Source organism: Sphingobacterium gobiense (genome assembly GCF_002980575.1).
In the GTDB taxonomy this organism is placed as follows: domain Bacteria; phylum Bacteroidota; class Bacteroidia; order Sphingobacteriales; family Sphingobacteriaceae; genus Sphingobacterium; species Sphingobacterium gobiense.
The window spans coordinates 426,183-447,487 of record NZ_PVBS01000001.1; the positions used below are offsets into that span (position 1 = coordinate 426,183).

Below are 21,305 nucleotides of genomic sequence, written 5' to 3' on the forward strand. Positions count from 1 at the left end.
TCTGTTATATTATATCTCCTGCATAAGGCTATCTTTAAAGGAGAAACCCCATCCCGGCCGGTTGTGCGGTAACGCTAATCCATTATTGATTTCTAGCGGATAATCGATTAACGGATCTATCCAATCAAATGATTCGGCACCGGTACCATTGGTAATGGTACATAAAAGAGGAACATCATAATCTTTATAATAATGGGGTAAAACTGGAATATGGTTGCTTTTCGCCATTGCAGCACTTTCTCTCCATGCTTCGACTCCGCCTAGCCGAAGAATATCCGGTTGCCATATATCGATCGCATCAAGTTTAATCAATTCCCGCAAAGGGAGCGAACTATATTCTCTTTCACCCATTGCTAACGATATGCCGGCCTGATGGCGTAAATGTTTATATCCCTGGAAATCAGTATGGTCGATAGGTTCTTCGAACCAGTGAATACCTAGTTCTCGGGCGGCCCTCGCCAAGGATAACGCATTTGGCACCTCCATCCCTTGATTAGCATCCATCATAATCCCTATATCCAGACCCACAGCATCTCTAACACACCTTAACCGTTCTAAATCTTCTTTCCAATCTGGTTTTCCTACTTTTATTTTTACCGCTTTAAAACCCCGTTGTTTATAGTCCGTGACTTCAGCAATAAGTTCGTCGATGGTATATGAGGTCCAGCCACCGCTTCCATAGATAGGGATGGGACGCGCAGCTCCACCAAGAATTTTCCAAATGGGTTGTCCTAATATTTTGCCCCAAGCATCCCACATGGCAATGTTGAAAGCTGATTGCGCCCACCGGTTTATCCCCTCGAGCCCGAAATATTCGTTGGTTTGATTTATACGCTCAAAACAGCCTGTCATATCATGTACCTCTTCGCCTATAACCATCTCGCCTATGTCTTTCAAAGCGCCAATTATCGCTCTAGGGCTGTACTGAAAGCTGAGAAGGTAGGATTCTCCAATAACCCCTGATGTGGTTTCGATCCGTAAAACGATAAAGGAGATTTCTGTGAGTGTATGCGTTGCGTCCGATATTGGCTTGCTCAACGACGCATTTGCCTTGAATAACTTGAAGTTCTTAATTTTAGTCATAAATAATCTACGGGGTTTATGAAAAGATTTACCGGTGAGTATTCAACCGCTATAAATCGAGCTTTACAAGGTATATAATATAGTAGAGATAGGTGTCCTGTGGCATCCTGTTAATCCGTCATTCATCCAGACCATGTAACCTATAAAGTAGAATTACATCCATAATACGGAAGCTCCCAAGACAATCGTCTCGGGAGCTTCCGTATTTTTGTGGATTTATAATGCAAATATCTTCGCCAGCTCTTCCTCAACTTTATCGCCGCGAAGGTTGACAGCTATTATCGTTCCGGTGGGATCGACCAAATAGTTTTGTGGTATACCACGTACACCATACAGCACAGCAGCCTCATTGCTCCAGCCTTTTAAATCAGCCACGTGTATCCACGGTAAACCATCCTGTTCGATGGCTTTTAGCCAAGCAGCCTTACCTTTATTGTCGTCCAGGGACACGCCCATAATTTCCAATCCTTTGGCATGGTATTTTTCGTAAGCTTTCACCAGATGCGGGTTTTCCGCACGGCAGGGTGCACACCAACTAGCCCAAAAATCAATCAACAGGTACTTGCCCAAGAAATCGGAGGTTTTGACCACCTTGCCGTTTACATCCGGTTGGGCAAAATCAGGTGCTTTCGCACCAACCTTAATGGTTTTATCGGCTAATATCCTCGCCTCCAGTTCCCGTGCAGCGCTCAATTGTCTTACTTCTTTTGACAGCTGTTGGAATACGGGTTCTATTTCGGAGAGTTTTCTTTTGTTGGCCACATCCTTCAGCGCGTCGATCGAAAAGATAGACTGGGGATTGTTTTTGGCAAACGTAAACTCTTTTTCGCGCCGCTCATCAAACTTGGCGTCGTATTTTTTTCGTATCGCCAAATACTGCGCGTCTTTATCGGGTGCATTTTGATCTACGCCGGAAAACTCCTTATTGGCCGCGTCGATGATATCCATAAACCCGCCGCCGATTTCTTCTTCATAGGCGGTGTACGCCTCGTGTGTGGCGGACCCTGTAATGTTGGCTGTCCGCAACGAATCGGTAATCGCCATCTTATAGGTTTCGTTTGCGAGATAGAAGTAAAGCCGATCCCCATCGTTCTGGACCATCATCTTTCCTTTACCTTCAGGGTCAAATACCATACGCGAATAGTTGGGTTCATTTACCGCCCCACTAAAGGAAAACGTACCATTTTGGATGGTTGCCGAGTCTGCCATGCTATGGCCATCCCGCATGTAGTCGAGGTAGATTTTTTTTCCGTTAAAGTTTTGTGGCGCCGTGCCTTGCAGTTGGAATCCATTCTCTTGCGCCTGTAGGGCAAGCGGAGAGAGGAGTACTAATGCTGCTGTTAATTTTGAAATGTTCATATACGATTGTTCTATTGTTTTTTATTTATCTTCTCCAGACCATATCTATCGGCTGCCCGGGTATACCGTCTATTTTGCCGGTGATATTGCCATTTCTTCCTGTCCGGATATCCAGGTTGTATATACTGTTGCCTGATCCGGCAATAAGGGTATTCTGATCGTCATCCAACTTAAGCATGGTAACCGGATTGCTAAACGTTGCTTCCAATTCCAGAATCTGTTCGTTTAACGGATTGTAACGATATATCTTGTTCTCAGCAGCTATATAGATATAACCGGTTTGGGTTGCCAGCAATTTGGTGTCGGCGTGCATCCATTCTTGGCGCGCGAAAAGCCGCTTGTGCATAGGCCGGAACGTAAATGGATTTGCATTAAATGCCGCCGTAAATTTCAGTTCAAATAGTTGACCCTCGGCGTCTTGCATATAGGCATAGGTATCTGCACTGTTGATCTGCACGATCTGGATCAAATCGAGACCGACATCTTGTGGATCAAAGGCATCTGTATTATCGACACTATACTGTGTGCCGAAATAAACCGGTCCTAACTGTACTTCCAGGCGTACGAATTGCCTTCGCTCTTTTTCGTAGGCAATCATACTGACGTTGCTGCCAATGGTCGTGAGTATAAATTGGGGTGCTAGCGTATAATTTCCTGGGGCGTATGCTCCAAACATGCCGTAATTATCATTTTGATCCCAAGTACTCGTTGTCCCTCCATAGAATTTATGATTAATAATCCCCATGAGTACGCCCTGACGATGATTTTTTAACGATCCTACTTCAATATTTGCAGGCGGAAGAAAGAAGTTCTCCTGCAAGGTGCCTGGTTTGATCTGTTCTTTTTGCAGATCATTGACGTTAAGTCTTACACCGCCATGTTTCGTGATGATCCAATAGGCTAAAGGAAGGCCGCCGGTGTTCATATTTCGAAGATAGTGGATATGTAATGGATCATTGGGCAGATGTTCATTGTTGATAGCTTCATATATATTGGGTTGCACGGTGCCATCCGGTTTTATAAAGGAGAGTTTCGTTACACCGCCATCTTGGCTCAACACGAGCGATCCGACGGAAAATTCCGTCACACCTTGGATGTAGAACGTATGAAAGTACTTCATGCCATTCTGGGTATTGGTGACGGTAAGACGCGCTCTATAACGCTTCGCTTGAAGACCAAAGGGGATGCGTAGGCTGTTCCCTTCATAGCGGTTATGTTCGGGCGACAGTTCTTCGGGTACTGCGATACGCCACGTACATTGGATATGCTCGCTAGGAATGCCCGTAATCTTAGGTTCGATAATCAGACTGTCACCGACCACGGCGTGATAGAGTGTATCCAGACCTGTTACCTGGGGCTCGAGAGGCATGTCAATATCATAATTCCCTTTGTCTTTATAACAGCTGGCCAGGCAGCTCATCATGATTGCTATGCATGTGATAGCATATATTTTAAACGGTTTCATTGTATTCATTTTATCGAACCTCCATTCCATTTTCATCAATAAACGTGTATTGGCCTGTACCGCTGTTCCGTCTTAATAAGATGGTGCGATTTGGATTATCTTGGTGGTAGAAGTGATAGGTGGCACCATTGTCTGGGCTCGTCAGTAGGTATCCTTTTTCTGGGTGATCGTTTACCCAGGTAAACGGATTATTGAGCATCATGGTCAACATATCCCGGAAATAGAGATTTCGAGGAGCATCTATACCTGCCATAGTCAAGCTGCGCTGCTCGGTAACCAGATAAAAAAGCTCATGTTTTACGCGGGAATAACTGCCAAGCCACATGCTCCACCATTCCGGCTGTTCTAGCTGGGCAGATAGAATGACCTTGGCACGAATACGCTGTAAGTTTTCAGTACCAAAGTCTTCGTTTTCACGTAATTTGAGTAGGAGGGATACCGATCTGTTTTCTAGATCGGGGGTGTTGTAGACAATGAGTGGCAGACTATCACGTCCCTGATCGCCTGGCATCGGGTATTGTGTTTCTAGGGGTTTATAGTGTTGCCCGGCTATTGCGGTAGAAGAATCTTGCTCAACATACGCGCGGTAAGATCGGTCGGACGGTATGCGATGCCCGATAATCTGAATGGGAATATAGAAGGTGTCCACGGTTTTGCTCATATCGTACGCGAAAGTGAATATCATGCTGTCACGTAAAACCGAATCCAGACTAAAATAGATGTTTGAATGGTGGTTGTATGTTTCTAATGGTGCTTTCTGGCAAGACGATACGACGATTAGACTAAACCAGCATATGCATAGTGCTTTCGTATATTTCATAAAATTGAGGTGTTTAACGCTGTCCATAAATAATTTCATCATTGGGTAGGGGCCATACGAAGATATTTTGGTTTGCCGAGATAATTTCACCGCGTAGCCCGATAATGGGGGCGTTGAGTCTCTTGTAGGCATAAAAGAGCTGTCCTTCGGCGTACATTTCCTTTCGGTACTCCTTTAGTAATTCCGTTTGGAACTGGGCGAGGGTACTGACTTCTAATTTGCTGCCGATTCCACGACGACTGCGTACCTCGTCGAAATAGTTCAATGCGCGTGTTTGATCTGTATCGAAGGTGCATTCGGCTGCGATGTAGTAGATCTCGCTTAGTCGGATGCCGGGAGTTACCAAATAGTGTAGGTTTGCAGCAAATGTGTCACCAAGGGGATTTCGCCTATACTTTATGACGGTGGAATAGAAGGAGCCGCTGGCACTGGAAGTGGAAAACCACTGTGTATATCGCATATCACCGCTGATATCGGAGGTTTCGTAAATGGTTTGTGTATCGGTATCATCGAGATACATACCATACTGTGTTTCGGTGAACCAATTGCTGTTCAGCGCGTTATTTAAGGTGGGGGTATACCAACTGAAAAGCAATTCTTTATACAATATACGATCTTTCTTATCGTCGGCAACGGCTAAGAAATCGGTGGTATTGGTCCACGGAAATTTTTGTGCATTAATGATGATAAGCGCATTTTCTAATGCTTTGATTTTATCTTCTTTGTAAAGATAGACCCGTGCCAAGGCACCACATACGGCGTAGTAGTTGAGCCGATGCCGCCTGTTCTGCAGAAAAAGCGCCGGATGATGGAGCTCTGTATGACGTAGCGTATCACTTACGGTGGGGTAATTTATGATATAGGCAGCGGAACGTATGGGATCGTCGGTAAGTAATTCTTTTGCGTGCTCGAGATCCCTTATGACCGAGTCTAATGCATTGCTGACAGTCGCCATTTCCGTGGCTCTGTTAGAATAGGACGTGACATAAGGGATGGCCGGTGCTTCAGGCGCGACACGGTGAGCGGGGGCAAACATACGCAACACATCAAAATGCAAGTATCCACGCAATGCCAATGCTTCACCTTTGATTAGGCGGTAGTTATCTCCCGTGAACAAATTTTCTTTTCCATCGATTTCTTCCAATATCAGGTTGGCATTGACGATCCCATTGTACATGCCGACCCAAATGGCGTCTTTTCTTCGGATAAAATCGGTATCGTTGTATCGGTAGTTTTTTGTCTGTAGATACCGATAGTTGTCAGCAGGTTGTATTTGATAGTTTTGGGCCAGTACCTCCGGCGTGCCTACCGTGAGCTCGCGTCCGTAGAGATCGGTTTTTGAACAACGTATGTAAATGCCAAGTAAGGCTTCTTTGAAGCCGGCTTCGGTCGTAAAAAGGAGCGACCTATCAATTTCACTTTCGGGTTGTATATCGAGCCATTTGGAGCAAGAGACAAACCCGATCGTAAATAGGGCCAGTGTGTATATAATCGTTTTTTTCATTTTTTTATAGTCGACTAAAAGGAAAACCATCATGTTATAGCGATGCTTGCAAACTAAAGCTTATGCTCCTTGCAAAGGGATAATTGATTCCACGCTCTACCTCAACGGACGAGAAGCGAAGGATATCGTTGGCCGTCAGTCCTAGGCGCAGATTACTGAGCGACATTTTTTTGGCAAACGCTGGCTGCAAATCGTAGGATAGAAACACGGATTGTAGCGTCAACAGATTGTCGGGCATCACGAACCGGGAGGACACCTCCGTTTTGCCGTAGTCCCGAATGCTCTTGAAAAATGTGACGTCTCCAGGTTCTTGCCATTTTTCTTCGAGTACACGTCTATCCACATTGTATCGTGGATCCGCATTTTCTACGCGGTCTATAAGCGTTTGGTTGTACATATCGCCTCCCAATCTTGTCTGGAAATAGACAACGGCCGTAAACTGCTTATAACGAAACGTTCCGCCAAATGATCCTTCGAGCTTGGGTGTAGCGACTCCGACAACAGTAATGTCGCGTGGATCCCAGATATACGATAGCGTGCCGTCTTGCTTGACGAAAACTTCGCGGCCGCTCTCGGGATCGATACCTAAAGAAGGGGCGGCGTATATCGCATCAATGGATTGCCCTTCCTTAAAACGTAAGAGCGGGACACCTCTTAGATCTTCCCCTTGTTGTGCTTCGTCTACACGGTTGTTGTAGCTATTTAAAGCATTGGAAATACGGACAATTTTGTTTTTGTTGTGAACTAGGTTCGCCATAAAGCTGACGGTCCAGTCTGCGGTCTTGACAGGCGTTAGGTTCATATTGACTTCGATACCCCGGTTTTCGATATCGCCTAGGTTTTCCTTGTAAGACACGAATCCGGTCGAGGGGGGCAAATTGATGTCCGAAAGGAGATCCTTGGTTTTGCGGTAATAAAACCGTGGAGAAAGCATAATCCGGTCACTGAATAGTGCGATGTCGAATCCAATATCGGTATTTTGCGTTTTCTGCCACGACAGGTTCTGATTGCCGTAGTTCGCAACGATGGCTCCGACTCCGGAAGAGTACCAGTTGCCTTGTTCGTATATGTAGGTAGTCCTAGACATGTAGGGCGCAAATTGTACAGATCCTGTTAGTCCGGTAGTTGCACGTAAGCGCAACTGGTTGATCACTGAATTCTCGAACCAGCTTTCATGATGTATGTTCCATCCGGCGCCCAATGACCAAAACGGAGCCACGCGATTGTTACTTCCAAATTTGGACGAACCATCTGCGCGTATGGTGGCATCTAGCAAATACTTGTTGGCAAAAGAATAGTTGGCGCTCATAAACGCACCGAATAGCCTCGAGGCGACGAAGTTACTGGAAGGGCTTGCGTTCTCGGCATATCCCCGCGCAAACCCAATGCTGGTGAACCGATCATTTGGAAACCCAATGGCTGTAAACGACCGTTCATCCAAGCTTTCGGTGCGTATATTGGTTCCCGCAACTACATTAAAGTCATGCTGGCCTATTCGTTTAAGCCAGTTCAGCCGTATATTGGCATCCCAGAATAACTCGTCGTTACTATAACTCGTATAGCTTCCCTTTTCATTCGTACGGTCGGTGGAGTAATTAAAAAATTGATTGGCCAAGGGCGACCGAAAATCGTCGCCGGTGTGCATACGCTTTAACAAGCTAACTTGGCCACGTAAACGTAGACCGTTTCCAAGATCAAAATCTCCGGATAGGTTGTTCATCACTTCGGTATAGCCTAGCTGTTCAAAGCTATTGAGCGTAGCGTTGTAAAGCGGATTTAGCACGAACTCATTGGTACCGTGTCCCGTTGCCGCGATCCGCCGCCAGGTATCTACCTGTTGGATAATGTTGCCGTTGTCATCCGTCATTCGGTAGTAGGGGTTCATGCGGGCATACTGTGAAAAACTGCCATAGGGGGATTCGTTTCCATTCACAACCGTAACGGCTAATTCGTTTTGGAACCGTATCTTGTTTTGTAGGTTATAGCTAAAATTTAAGCCGCCAGAGTATTGATGTCTGCTGGATCCTTTCATCACGCCAGGACGCGTTTGATAACGCATGTCTACCCCGTAACGGAACACCGGGGAACCACCTTCCAAAAAGAGACCGTGTCGTTGGCCAACTGCCGTCTGTAGGGGTTGTGATAACCAATAGGTATCAACGCCACCCAATACATTGGATAGCTTTTGGTAGTACAGCTCGTCCAGTGTTTCCTGGGGTTGCTGTTGTAGTGTGGCGTCGAATAAACCAGCCAGCCGTTCATACTCCAGTTTTTCAGTGGCATTCAGCAGATTGTATTCGGTTAAATCCGGCATATTGACATTGGTCTCGTGGGTATAGGAGACACGCAGTTTACCTTCTTTGGGGGTCTTTGTGGTAATAACCATCACGCCATTGGCAGCGCGCGACCCGTAGATAGCAGTCGCAGCCGCGTCTTTCAATAGTGTTACGGTCTCGATCCGGGTCATGTCCAGGTCGAGTACCTTTTGTACATTGACTTCGTAGCCATCCAGTATAAAGGCGGGCATGTTGGTGGTTCCCGTAACATTATCGCGCCGCAATATTTCTCCGCTACCGCTGGGAAGTGACGATGCGCCTCGAACATTGATGTTGGGCAAAGCATTGGGGTTTGAACCTGCAAGGTTATTGTCCAGTAATTTGAAAGAAGGGTCAAAGACCTGCACGGCTTGTAGCAGATTCTGCGGGCTTACCTGCCGAAGTTCTTCGCCCGTTTTGGTAATGGCCGTACCTGTATAGGAATCCCTTTTGATAACTTGGTACCCCGTAACGACGACTTCGTCTACATGGGCTACTTCTTCTTTTAGTTGGATGGTATACGAGAACTTATTTTCTTGTACGGATACCGTCACCGGTAAATAGCCCACCATGGTCACGGTGAAGGATTGACCAGGGGGCATCGCCGGTAAGGTAAACCGGCCGTCTGCATCGGCAACGGCCACTGTTTTGCCGTCTATGGCGATGCTGGCGCCATTCAAAGATGTGCCGTCGCTTCGTAGTATACGGCCGCTCCGTATTTGCTGTGCGGGCTTTTCATGCTGCTGCGACGGCGTGGAGGCTGGTTTCGTCCGCAACTGTTCCAAGATAATCGTCCGGTCTACGATGCGGTATGCAATCTTTCTTGGGAGTAGGACCTTGTCAAGAAATGCCGATAGCGACATATTTTTTGCCACAATGCTTACCGGTTCTTTATTTATTAAAAGGTCCGTTGTACCAAGCACCTCGTAGGAAACTTGTTTCTTTATAGCCTGTAAGACGGTTTCAAGAGATTCGTTTTTGGCAGTATAGGTAATAGTTTGTGTGTATGCGGCATATCCGAATTGCAGACATGCGATAAAATACATAATTGCACTTAGCTTGATCACGCTGATAGAGTAACTTAAGTTCATTAATTTTGTTAAGGTTGGTCATTAGACAGTGTTCGATTCAATCTTTATAGGGGTACTTTCGTGTTATTAGGTTTCGATAACCTCCTTTCTTTTTTTATTTTCCTGAAATAATTAATTTATGGTCTTCGGTCATCCGATAGTGTATCGCATTACTTTCTAATATGCTGAGGATCGTTGATAGCTTGCTGGAACGAAAGGTCCCGCCGAAGAAATGGATATCTGGCACTTCGCCTTTGTAAACGACATCCACGTTATACCACCGGGATAAATCGTCCATTACTTCTTGTAGGGATTTTCCGTCAAAATTAAATTTTCCTTGTAGCCAGGCAAGTTCTTGATCCACGTTGACCGCTCTTTTGGATAACCTACCTTCATGCAGTACGACTTGTTGGCCTGGCTCGAGGATTAGCGCAGTCTGGTTGACGGTTTCTTTGACGTGCACTTTTCCTTCTGTAAGGGTTGTTTTCGTAGGGGATGGACCCTCGTAGGCTGCTACGTTGAAGTGCGTGCCTAAAACGGTGATGATCTGACCCGAAGTTCTGACGGTGAACGGTCGTTCGCGCTGTTGGACAACTTCAAAGTAAGCTTCTCCTGTTAGTTGTACTTCCCTGCTGTGCTCCTGAAACTTCGTGGGATAATTTAACGTACTTCCAGCATTTAGTTTTACGCGCGTTCCGTCGGGAAGTGTCAGGTTATATAGGCCTCCTCTCGGTGTTGTAATCTCGATAGAGGCGACGGCCTTCGTTTCTGCAACAATTGATCCGTCTCGGTAATTGACTCCGTCTTCGTCGATGTAAATTTCATTTTGTACTTCATCGAGATTGAACACGCGGCCGTCGGAAAGCGTTACCGTCGCTTTGTTGCCAGCTGGTCCATAGTCTACGCTGGCTGCTGTCTTTTCCATCGGCGCCTCTTCAGGGTGCTCGAAATATAATGTATAAAGACCAAACATTCCAGCAAGAAGTATGCTGGCGGCAAGCAGGTAAGCGGACAGCCGTTGTGTTGTCGACGTTTTCTTGATGCTTTTATCCGCAAGTCTATTTCTCTTAAAACGCGCAAATGCTTCAGGAACGTCTATGGATGACAAGTAGGTATAGCTTGCTTCCTGTTCTTGCCTGTCATTACATCGCTCATAGATTTCTCGATTTCTAGGCGAATCAGCGAGCCAATTTTCGATTGATTCCTCTTCGGCACCGCTAAGCGGAAGGCCTTGGATTTTCTTGGCTATAATACTGCCTATGGTAATGTGTTCGTTTTCTTCTTTATCGTACATAATTGTAGACTATTCTTTAAGTATACCGCACGAAATTGAAAAAGTACTAAAGAAAAATAAATTTTATTGAAAATTTTTCGCGATAAATGCACCAAGTATTAATAAATTGAAGGTGTCCCGACTTAATCGCGCACGTAGGAGGCTCAAGGCACGCAACTTTTGGTTCTTTACGGTCTGTATACTTATCTGCATTGCTGTTGCTACTTCTTCATTGCTTTTGCCTTCCAGGTATGTAGCTCTAATAATTTGTTGGGCCTTAGGGGGTAAGCTTTGAATGGCGTGGTAAAGTTCGCCCATTGCTTCGGCATACACGATCTGCTGGAGCTGGCTCTGCTGGGTCTGTTCTTGTGAGGAGACGTAATGGTCGGCGCGTACGATCCGGCGGAGATCCGATGTACGCTTGTTTAAGCCGATATGGCGGGTGGTTTGGTATAACGAGCTCTTAAAATGATCGATGGATTCAAAAGATCGTTGACCACGCCATATTTTCATAAAGGCTTCGTCCACGATGTCCTCTGCTTCCCCTGATTTATCGATAAATTGCGAGGCAAAAAGGCAAAGTCTACTATAATACCGATGAAAGACGAAAGAAAAGGCTTCTTCCTTCCGGATATTCAGGTCGTCGAGTAGTTGCTTCTTATCTTGGTAATGCATGATGTGCGCGTTATTGATCCATATAGTCCTAGGCTTTGATACTGCAAATATAGCTATATTTTGGGAGGTAACGCGATAAGCGGGGTATGTAAAAGAATGCACCTACCCGTCACAATAAACAAGGGAAATAAAAAATCAGGATAACAAACACATCAAAAAGATATTTGTTCATCATAGTATGATAGTATATTCTTCTGGTATTCCCTTACGCTACATACTTAATAAGGTGAAAAGGGAAGTGGGCACAGTGGCTATAGTAGGTTTGATCTTCAATGCCTTTACGTATTTTCTGGGTGATCGGCTTCCAGACATGCCTTTGGGTGTTCCGGCATTTTTAGGTACAGCAATATCGGTGTTGTTGTCTTTTAAGATGAGCCAGTCTTACGAACGGTGGTGGGAGGCACGCAAAATATGGGGTACCATTGTAAACGATTCTCGTTCGCTGGTCATACAACTTCAAAGTTATATGGACAGTGCATACGAAGACGTGATTAGGGACGTCGCTTACAAACAGATCGCGTGGTGTTATGCCTTAGGCGATTCGCTGCGGGGGCTGAATCCATTGGCTAGACAACTGAATCTCACGTCGGTAGAAGAGGACACGCTTCGACGTCATAAAAATGTGCCGTTAGCCATTACCCAGATGCAGGCAGCCCGTATAAAGGAAGTCGCAGATAAGCAGTCTATCCCCGAATTTTACAGAGTGCAGCTGGATCAGACCTTAGTGCGTCTTGTGGATTCTATGGGAAGGGCAGAACGTATAAATACGACCGTATTTCCAGTGACATATCGTTTTTTTCTGCATGCGGCTATTTATCTTTTTCTGATAACGTTATCGATTGCGATACAAGATGTCCACGCAATTTTCGAAATTCCGCTGTTGGTACTTATCGCCGCTTTGTTTTTTCTTGTTGAAAAAACTGCGTACAACTTGCAAGATCCTTTCTGTAACCGACCCAGCGATACACCTGTAACGGCCATAGCGCGTAATATCGAGATCAATATAAAGCAATTGCTAAAAGAACCAGAAATTCCTGAGCCGCTAAAACCGAAGACCTTCTTTATTCTCTAAGGGGACGAAATACTAATGGTGCATTAAAACGATTGGTTTCCCTGCGCGTGCAGACGGTACAGGACGGATGTACCGATGAGAGTCGTAATTTAGTTGAACTCCTATGTTTTTGCTTTTATGATGGCGGCTATAAATCGGAAAACGAGCTATACACAAATACGGAACGATAGTTTGATTTTTCAATAGTTATGGCTAGTGGGTGGACTAGGGGAGAAAACGATATGAACCGGGAAATGGAGAAAGCAATCTTCTTAAATGATATGGGTAACGGAGAGGTGGAAGGGCTTACGGCCGCATACCGCCTCTATCGGCAACCTTTGCTTTTCTTTGTTATACGTTATGTGGGGAGTCGAGAAGTCGCGGAAGATATCGTGGCGGATGTGTTTGTTGGGGCCTGGAATGCGCGGAATAATCTTCGAAGTGTAGATAGTTTAAGGGCCTATCTGTATGTCACAGCGAAAAACGCCAGTTTAAACTATCTGCGTAGACCACAGGCCATAGCTTTAGAAGATGTGCCTGCCGATTTCGAAGAAACACTCTTAGGGGATGATGACCTATTCGGGAACATAGTGCGCACAGAACTGATCAAAAGTATTATGGAAGAGGTCGATAAATTGCCGTTGAAACAACAGGAAGTATTTCGGTATACGTTCTTGGAAGATCTAAGTGTAACGGAAATCAGCGAAAAATTGCAGCTCACGGCTACTGCGGTATATGCTAACCGATCCCGGGCCATTGCGACCCTTCGCGAATTGCTTATGAAAAAAGGCGTTGTCGTGCCGCTCTCGTTATTACACGTCTTGTTTTCGTAGTAAGGTTATGATCTTCGCTGAATAAGTATTTCTAATTAATAATCAACTACTTGCAATTATTTTTAGTTTTTGTGTAAGATATCCGGTAGGTATGTGTCTTACTATGACAACACGATTATAAATCCATGAAACGAATAGATCAAATTGTCCATCAATGGAAGCGATATTTCATAATTCGACCGCGAGATAAGGCGACCGAAATCGATATCAATACCTTTGGTGAGAAACATCCATCTTTGAAGGAGCTACGCGAAGAAATGGAGGACAACCAGCGGTTTCTAGAAGCCGCTAAGTTATATAATAGCCTATCTCAAGATCCTGACCAGATGGCTAATGATCCTGTTTTGACCAAGATTCTGGAGCGCATAGATGAAATCGAGGAAATACGGCCCGTTAACAATGTAAAACGATTGAGGTATTGGTTGGCAGCTGTAGCGGCCTGTGCTGTTTTTATAGTAGGCTTATTATGGCTGCAACCGTTTCAGCGGGTCGAAAAGCCAGACGTTATGGAAGTGGCGACGAATATCCTACCTCGTAGAGACGGCGTCACTTTATCGATGTCGGATGGACGGAACGTGCAACTACGTTCGGAGGAAGGCGGAATTATTACCGGTGAGCAGCTGCGCTACAGTGATGGAAGCCCTTTGTTTGATGACCGGACCCAGGTGCGCGATGCGATGATGACCTTGTCGGTGCCACGAGGGAGTGATTTCTATGTTGTCTTGGCCGATGGAACCAAGGTATGGTTGAATGCGGAAAGCGAACTGCGCTATCCACAGACATTTACTGGCGGTACACGTAGAGTCCAGCTCACGGGGGAGGCCTATTTTGAGGTCACGGGCGACGAGTCGAAGCCGTTTATCGTAGAAACGACGAACCAACGGATTGACGTAATGGGTACTCATTTCAATGTTAATGCCTATCCGACAGAAGATAAATCAGCAGTGACACTGGTGGAAGGACAGGTGAAGGTCTCGGTACCGGGACAGGCTGCACAGATACTGTATCCCAGTCAGCAAGCGGTGGTAAAACAAAAGCGCTTGGAGGTTCAGGACGTAAACGTGGATGAATATATTACTTGGAAGAATGACGAGTTTATGTTCAATGAAGAGAGTCTGACGGAGTCGGCCCATAGAATCGGTCGGTGGTACGATTTGGATATTCACGTTGATCCAGCTTTGAAAGACATCTATCTGTGGGGTTCTGTGCCGCGACGTGAAAACTTTGGTCAGGTATTGAAACTAATCCAGCTAACGAATAAAAATGTAAAAGTGGAAATTGAGGGAAGGAGGGTACGTTTTATGAAATAGAGCCTTTTACTCCTTCGGAAGGTAAACAAGAAGCTGGGAAAGGTGGAGCTTCCCCAGCTGATGGTCAACTTCCATAAAATGCGTTATAAACTATTTATGTAAACTTAAAACCAATCAAAAGTAAGGAATCCATCACGGTTTCTCGCACATCACTTTTGTAAACAAATTATTCAGATGAAAATTTACGTTTTATCCCTATGGCGGAGCCAGCTGTTGCTACGTTATAGAAACTTAATAATTATGAAATTAATCCTATTTCTTATCGTTGCCTTTTCGGTGCAGAGCTATGCTAACGCGCTGGCTCAAACCATTAGTTTGAATCGAACGGATGCCGCAATGAAAGATGTTTTTCGGGAGATCAAGACGCAAACGGGGTATACGATTATCTGCGATGCGGCTGTTCTGAAAAAATCGGGTCTGGTTACGGTGAACTTACAAAATGTGCCACTTGAAAATGCACTGAAGACCATCTTCGACGACCGCGGTTTGACCTATGTGGTAGATGGCAGGTCAATCGTGGTACACCAGGCGGAAACAAAAACGGCTCCAATGGTGTTTTCGGCAACGGCGGCGCAACGCGAAGTGGCTGGGCGAGTAGTTGATGGGAGCGGGTCTACATTGGCTGGTATAAGTGTATCGGTAAAAGGCAAAGCGATCGCCACAGCGACGAATGAAAGTGGTCAGTTCACCATCCAAGCGCAAAACGGTGACGTACTCATCTTTTCTTCGGTAGGTTACGCTGATAAAGAGGTAACGGTGGGCTCGGCAACGGTCAACGTGATCTTGGAAAGCGAAGATTCGAGCCTCGATGAAGTAGTTGTGGTTGGATATGGTACGCAGAAGAAAAGATCGGTGACCGGTTCTGTGGCGTCCGTTAACTACGATGAGTTCAAGGACCGTTCTTTTAGCAATGTGGTACAATCCCTTAGCGGAACGGTTCCCGGGGTGAACATTACGCAATCGCAGGGAGCACCCGGCGCAGCGCCGGTCGTACAGATAAGGGGGATCAGCTCCATTACCGCTGGTACCAACCCGCTGTTCGTGGTAGACGGCGTACCCTTGGAAGATTTTAATATGAATATGATCAATTCACAGGATATCCAATCCGTAGAAATATTGAAAGACGCATCGTCGGCCTCGATATATGGCTCGCGTGGCGCCAATGGCGTGATCATGATTACCACCAAATTAGGAAAGCCGGGCAAGGCCATTGTCTCCGCTGGCTTTGATTACGGCATCCAAAAGGTAACCCGGATGGTGGATATGATGGATGCGCAGGAATGGATACGCTATTACGTAGCTGCCAAAAATAATGCTTGGGTGGACCTGAATCCGGAAATAAATAAAGCTAGTGATCCGAACAGTGCGAGGGGAGGTTCAACCTTATACAAGATTCCGGAGGAATTTATAAACAGCCCTGAACAATTCGGGCAGGGAACTGATTGGCAGGACGTGATGTTTAGAACGGCGCCTATGACCAATGCGCAACTATCGGTGTCTGGCGGTACGGATGCAACACAGTATCTGTTTTCGGCAGGCTTGCTGGATCAGGACGCCGTTCTGGACCAGAATTATTATCGCCGGTTGGGTTTGCGTTCCAACATTCGGCAAAAGCTATCTGATAAAGTATCGGTGGGTATGAATTTGAGCCTTACGGGTATACACGATCGAACCGAAGGTGTAAATGGAAAGAGCGATGTCATTAGTTTGGCATTACAAAGCGATCCATTTTTCCCGCTGTATAACGAAAACGGTAACTTGGGCATGGTCGACCCTAATTCGATTTGGTATCGGTATCCGCAACAGTTCAACCCGGTAAACTTATGGCATCCCTATGCGACGACCAGATTTACAAATAAAAAGAATAAAGCCTATAATACGTTTGCGCTCGGTTTCTTGGAGTATGATATTATCGAGGGCTTGAAGTTTAGATCGAGCTTGAGTGCCAACTTGTCCAACAACACGTACAATTTTTATAGGATGCGAAATCAGGGATACGGATTTAACCAAGATTTGGCTAGTTCTGCTGCGACAGCGGATGCTGGAAATAAATTGAATTGGCTCTGGGAAAACACCGTAACCTATGATTTCGTAATGGCAGACCACAGCTTTAATGTCTTAGCCGGTTATACATCCCAAAAGGAGCGCACGGAGTTCCAGTCGGTCACGGCAGCAAATTTCCCGAACGATCTCGTCCAGACGATTAATGCCGGTACGGTTACGGGTGGTACGTCCACTGCTAGCGAATGGGCCATCCAGAGTTACTTGGGAAGAGTAAATTATAATTTTATGAATAGATATTTCCTGTCGGCCAGCATACGCCGGGATGGTAGCTCTAGGTTTAGTAAAAACAACCAATGGGGTTATTTTCCATCGGTTTCTGCAGGTTGGGTCATATCTGACGAAAGCTTTATGAAGGGGCTTACCGGATTAAATCTCTTAAAGTTAAAGGCCAGTTATGGGCAGGTGGGTAACAACCAGATTCCCAACTATGGATCCATCAGTTTACTAGGCGCGGCAAATTATGTATCCAACGGCAATATTATTGCGGGCTTAAAGCCCATTACACTGGATAATTCGGCCTTGCGCTGGGAGAAAACAAGCCAGCTGAACGTGGGGCTTGACGTTGCAGTATTGCAAAACCGGCTTTCAGCGACGGTCGAAGTTTACCGCTCCATCACCGAGGATATGTTGCTGAATGTGCCAATACCGGATATTACCGGTTTTTCGAGCCAATTGACGAATGTGGGTAAGATGCGCAACAGTGGAGTGGAGATACTCGTATCATCGAAAAATGTACAGGGTAATTTTACGTGGTCGACGGATGTAAATTTCAGCTTGAATCGAAACAAGGTATTGCAGCTGGGTCCGGGAAATGCACCGATTTACTATACGGACAACGAAACAACGGTGCGTACTGCCGTGGGTTCGCCGGTTTCGGATTATTTTGGGTATGTGTTTGATGGGGTGTACAATAATATCACGGAAATTGAGAACAGTCCGCATGAAGGTACTACGAGGCCCGGCGACCCGATTATTGTTGATATCAACGGCGATGGGCAAATTACGACAGACGACAGAACGGTCTTGGGTAACAATCAGGCGAACTTTATTGCCGGCATTACCAATCGGTTTGGGTATAAAGGAATAGAATTGTCTTTCCTATTACAGGGTCGTTCGGGCGGCGAAATTGTCAATCAGAACTATCGTTTTTTGGGGTTCTGGAACAGCGGACGGAACCTATTTGCCGGAGCATCCAATTTTTGGGAATCCGAACAAAATCCGGGCGACGGTGTAAATCCAAGGCCTTCGGCCAACCGCCGACCGTTTCAGCAGGGTTTTTCGACGCTTTGGGTAGAGGATGCATCCTTTCTTCGGGTGAAGAACATTACGCTTTCCTACAACATTCCCCAGTCCGTTTTAAGTAAAACGCCTTTTGATAGTTTCAGGGTATTCTTAAATGCGGACAACGTGCTATTATTCAGTAAGTATAGGGGATACGATCCTGAAAATACAACTTATAAAGCGACCAATTACAGTGCGGGTACATCAGCAGCAAATACAGGGGTGGCGACTCCGTCGTTTCCTTCGGGCTCGATGCTCGGTATCGATTATGGATCTTATCCTTTACCACTGGTCGTTACATTGGGTTTTAAAACTTCATTTTAAGGAGATAGCATTTACAGACATTATCTAAACGTTTTCAATAATGAAAAAGATGAATCATTTTAATAAGATTGCACTGTCGTTAGTCGTTTTGTTTATGGCTGGTTGTGGGCAATCGTTTACGGATCTGGCACCGATTTCTAACGCCAATACCGACAACTTTTATAACAGCGAAGCAGACTTTGAATCTGCCATTACGGCATCTATGAATACCTTGTACAGTGTATATGCTCCCGAAGGGCCGGTTTCCTACACGGGCGAGCTGATGAGCGACAATGCCACGTTGTACTTGATAGCTGGCGCTCAGGCTGATAAGTATGGGATTCGCGACTACACGATCCAGACAGCTAATGTCATGGTATACAGCTTCTGGAGAACATTCTATAGTGCGTTATTTAGTGTAAACACGGTGCTTGATAAGCTCCAGGAGGCTTCACAGCTGGATGTGGAATATAAAAAGACGGCAGAAGCGGAGATGCGTTTCTTACGGGGTTTGTACTATTTCTACATGGTACGGATGTGGGGTGGTGTACCACTCGTCACCAAAGCGGTATCGGCACAAGAGAGCTATGGCATTTTAAGGTCCACGGAAGCGGAAGTGTATGAACAGATAAAGGCCGACTTGCAATTTGCGGTGGAGAATTTGCCTTTGGCATCGAACGTAAAACTGGTCGGCCGACCAACCAAGGGTGCTGCGCAGACAGCTTTAGGGGAGGTATACCTGACCTTAGGCGACAAAACTAGTGCTACGCAAACGCTACTGGAAGTATACAATAGTGGGCAGTATGCATTACTTCCTACCTTTGCCGAGGTGTGGGGCCCCGACGTGAAGAACACCAAAGAGTCCGTTTTTGAAATCCAGTATTCTTCGGCGAACGCGAGCACCGGCACACACAGCCCATTTTATCAATTCTTCTTTCCGAATGTAAATTTATCCGGATTTTCGGGAGTAGGTATGAACCAGGTCACGGACGATCTGTATGATGAGTACGAAGCAGGAGATCCGAGGAGAGATATTACAGTCGCCCTAGGATATCAAAGTGGAGCAACCTTTGTAGAACAGAAGTTTTATCAGAAATGGATCCACCCGGGTGCGACCGTGAACGGTACAACTTTACTCGCGGATAACGATTTTATGGTATATCGTTTTGCGGATGTGCTATTGATGCTGACGGAAGCGACGGGAGACCCTCAATATATGAATGAGGTGAGAGATCGGGCCGATTTACCGTTGTGGGGCACGTCAGGATATCCGACAGCTAAGTATGGTACGCTTCCACTAGCGCTCGAACACGAAGCGCGTATGGAACTTGCCGGCGAATTTAAACGCTGGTTTGTATTGAAACGTCAAAACCGGGCTGTTCCGGTGCTAACAGCTAAAGGAAAACCGGTTACTGAGGAAAAACTGTTACTTCCCATTCCGGATATTGTACGTTTACAAAACAATCTGATTACACAGAACGATGGCTACTAAAATAAAAGCAAGAATAGGAACGCGTAATTGATATGAACTCCCGGGGTGTAAGCCTCGGGAGTTTTTTAATACGTGATAGCAAATGTGTAATATACTAATTTCATGATGGATTGTTTTTGCTAGTTACATGTTAAGTATATTTTTTTTCAAACATATATGAAAGTTTCTTCTTTCAGTAACGTTTTCGTAGACATTGTTGTTTATCTTTATCAAACAACTAAGTATTGGATAGTGCAAGATTTTAAACAGCGTATACAGCAGCATTTTGGAGAGCTTACAGATCAAGAATGTGAACTGGTGATCTCGTTTTTTAAAGAAGAGACCCTTCAAAAAAATGACTTCTTTACCGAGACGGGAAAAATCTGTGACAAGTTAGGCATCATTAGCTCAGGAATTCTTAGGGTGTATGCTTATGCGGATGGTAAGGATGTTACACAGTGGATTGCGACAGACGATTCGTTTATGACGGAGGTGTTAGGCTTCTTTTTCGATCAGCCTAACCGATATAATATTCAGGCATTTACAGATACCAAATTATGGCGTATTACTAAAGCAGATTACCAAAAACTGGCTGAGGTCTTCCCGAAATGGAAAGAGATTGAAAAGCAATTTATGATGAAGTGCTTCTCTATGATAGAGAATAGGATATTCGCGCATTTGTCGATGAATGCAGAACAACGGTATAATGTTTATTTTGAACAAAATAAAGACCTGTTCAACAAAATTCCGCTACATTATATTGCTTCCTTGCTGGGGATGTCTGCCGAAACCTTTAGTAGGATCAGAAAGCGCCAGATGGAAAAACCTTGACTTTTGTCAAGATGATTGGCGTAGCGATTGACGACCTTTGTTATATCAAAAATAAGATATCATGACAAAGCAAATGGATACACTATTGAAACTCGAAGAAATAGGACAGTTTTTACTTGCCATATTATTGTTTACGCAATTGGATTACGTCTGGTGGGTTTTCCCTGCTTGCCTGTTATTACCTGATATTTCCATGCTGGGCTATGCGATAAATCCTAGGGTAGGGGCTGTCACATACAATATTTTTCATCATAAACTCACGGCGTTGCTGGTTTTAGGTCTAGGGTTTATGTTTCATATCCCCGTATTGTCCTTGGCAGGTATCATCCTTTTCGGTCATGCGGCTATGGATCGGATTTTTGGATACGGCTTGAAGTATAGTGACGATTTTAAAAATACGCACCTTGGTCGGACTGGTAAAGTGAAATAACGTCGGAGACGCAGACGAATTAACAAACCAGCATATTGATATAAGCGAACTGATTAAAACCAATATAACTGACCAACTTTTAAATACCGCTACGGCCGAACAAAGAATTAAATTGCTGTCGTCCTTTTTAATACAGCAGACTGCACAAATGATCCGGTCGAACAGCA

Annotated in this window: 15 protein-coding genes; 7 read left to right on the forward strand and 8 right to left on the reverse strand. The window is 45.2% G+C overall.

Annotated elements, in window-relative coordinates; all coding sequences use genetic code 11:
- Positions 1 to 9: 9 nt before the first annotated feature.
- The 8 genes from C5749_RS01915 to C5749_RS01950 all read right to left on the reverse strand — a co-directional run bounded on the left by C5749_RS01915 (position 10) and on the right by C5749_RS01950 (position 11,564).
- Positions 10 to 1,083 carry a mandelate racemase/muconate lactonizing enzyme family protein gene (locus tag C5749_RS01915; protein WP_105722514.1) on the reverse strand — a complete coding sequence of 358 codons (1,074 nt, stop codon included), beginning with the start codon at positions 1,081 to 1,083 and terminating at the stop codon, positions 10 to 12.
- A 216-nt stretch (positions 1,084 to 1,299) separates the two neighbouring features.
- Entirely contained in the window at positions 1,300 to 2,442 is a 1,143-nt protein-coding gene (locus C5749_RS01920) for an AhpC/TSA family protein (protein ID WP_105722516.1), read from the reverse strand.
- A gap of 25 nt (positions 2,443 to 2,467) precedes the next feature.
- Positions 2,468 to 3,907: a PKD-like family lipoprotein gene (locus C5749_RS01925; RefSeq protein WP_181151252.1), complete on the reverse strand. Its 1,440-nt coding sequence runs from the start codon at positions 3,905 to 3,907 to the stop codon at positions 2,468 to 2,470.
- Positions 3,908 to 3,917: 10 nt separating this feature from the next.
- A complete protein-coding gene (locus C5749_RS01930) occupies positions 3,918 to 4,727 on the reverse strand; it encodes a DUF4843 domain-containing protein (RefSeq protein WP_181151253.1) in 810 nt (269 codons plus the stop codon).
- A gap of 13 nt (positions 4,728 to 4,740) precedes the next feature.
- Positions 4,741 to 6,231 carry a RagB/SusD family nutrient uptake outer membrane protein gene (locus tag C5749_RS01935; RefSeq protein ID WP_105725110.1) on the reverse strand — a complete coding sequence of 497 codons (1,491 nt, stop codon included), beginning with the start codon at positions 6,229 to 6,231 and terminating at the stop codon, positions 4,741 to 4,743.
- A 34-nt stretch (positions 6,232 to 6,265) separates the two neighbouring features.
- On the reverse strand, positions 6,266 to 9,637 hold the full coding sequence (locus tag C5749_RS01940) for a SusC/RagA family TonB-linked outer membrane protein (RefSeq protein ID WP_245893584.1): 3,372 nt from the start codon (positions 9,635 to 9,637) through the stop codon (positions 6,266 to 6,268).
- A gap of 94 nt (positions 9,638 to 9,731) precedes the next feature.
- On the reverse strand, positions 9,732 to 10,910 hold the full coding sequence (locus tag C5749_RS01945) for a FecR family protein (RefSeq protein WP_105722522.1): 1,179 nt from the start codon (positions 10,908 to 10,910) through the stop codon (positions 9,732 to 9,734).
- Positions 10,911 to 10,973: 63 nt separating this feature from the next.
- Positions 10,974 to 11,564, reverse strand: a complete 591-nt coding sequence (locus C5749_RS01950) for an RNA polymerase sigma factor (RefSeq protein ID WP_146113658.1) — start codon at positions 11,562 to 11,564, stop codon at positions 10,974 to 10,976.
- A 178-nt stretch (positions 11,565 to 11,742) separates the two neighbouring features.
- Here C5749_RS01950 and C5749_RS01955 point away from each other — a divergent pair, with 178 nt between their 5' ends.
- From C5749_RS01955 to C5749_RS01985, 7 genes are all read left to right on the forward strand, one after another.
- On the forward strand, positions 11,743 to 12,636 hold the full coding sequence (locus tag C5749_RS01955; RefSeq protein WP_105722526.1) for a bestrophin family protein: 894 nt from the start codon (positions 11,743 to 11,745) through the stop codon (positions 12,634 to 12,636).
- A gap of 188 nt (positions 12,637 to 12,824) precedes the next feature.
- On the forward strand, positions 12,825 to 13,448 hold the full coding sequence (locus C5749_RS01960) for an RNA polymerase sigma factor (RefSeq protein ID WP_105722528.1): 624 nt from the start codon (positions 12,825 to 12,827) through the stop codon (positions 13,446 to 13,448).
- Positions 13,449 to 13,573: 125 nt separating this feature from the next.
- On the forward strand, positions 13,574 to 14,758 hold the full coding sequence (locus C5749_RS01965; RefSeq protein ID WP_105722530.1) for a FecR domain-containing protein: 1,185 nt from the start codon (positions 13,574 to 13,576) through the stop codon (positions 14,756 to 14,758).
- Between the two features lie 240 nt (positions 14,759 to 14,998).
- On the forward strand, positions 14,999 to 18,427 hold the full coding sequence (locus tag C5749_RS01970) for a TonB-dependent receptor (protein WP_245893585.1): 3,429 nt from the start codon (positions 14,999 to 15,001) through the stop codon (positions 18,425 to 18,427).
- A gap of 40 nt (positions 18,428 to 18,467) precedes the next feature.
- A complete protein-coding gene (locus C5749_RS01975; RefSeq protein WP_105722532.1) occupies positions 18,468 to 19,898 on the forward strand; it encodes a RagB/SusD family nutrient uptake outer membrane protein in 1,431 nt (476 codons plus the stop codon).
- A 156-nt stretch (positions 19,899 to 20,054) separates the two neighbouring features.
- Positions 20,055 to 20,708, forward strand: a complete 654-nt coding sequence (locus C5749_RS01980) for a Crp/Fnr family transcriptional regulator (protein WP_219847877.1) — start codon at positions 20,055 to 20,057, stop codon at positions 20,706 to 20,708.
- Between the two features lie 61 nt (positions 20,709 to 20,769).
- Positions 20,770 to 21,138, forward strand: a complete 369-nt coding sequence (locus tag C5749_RS01985) for a DUF4260 domain-containing protein (protein WP_245893586.1) — start codon at positions 20,770 to 20,772, stop codon at positions 21,136 to 21,138.
- Positions 21,139 to 21,305 lie beyond the last annotated feature (167 nt).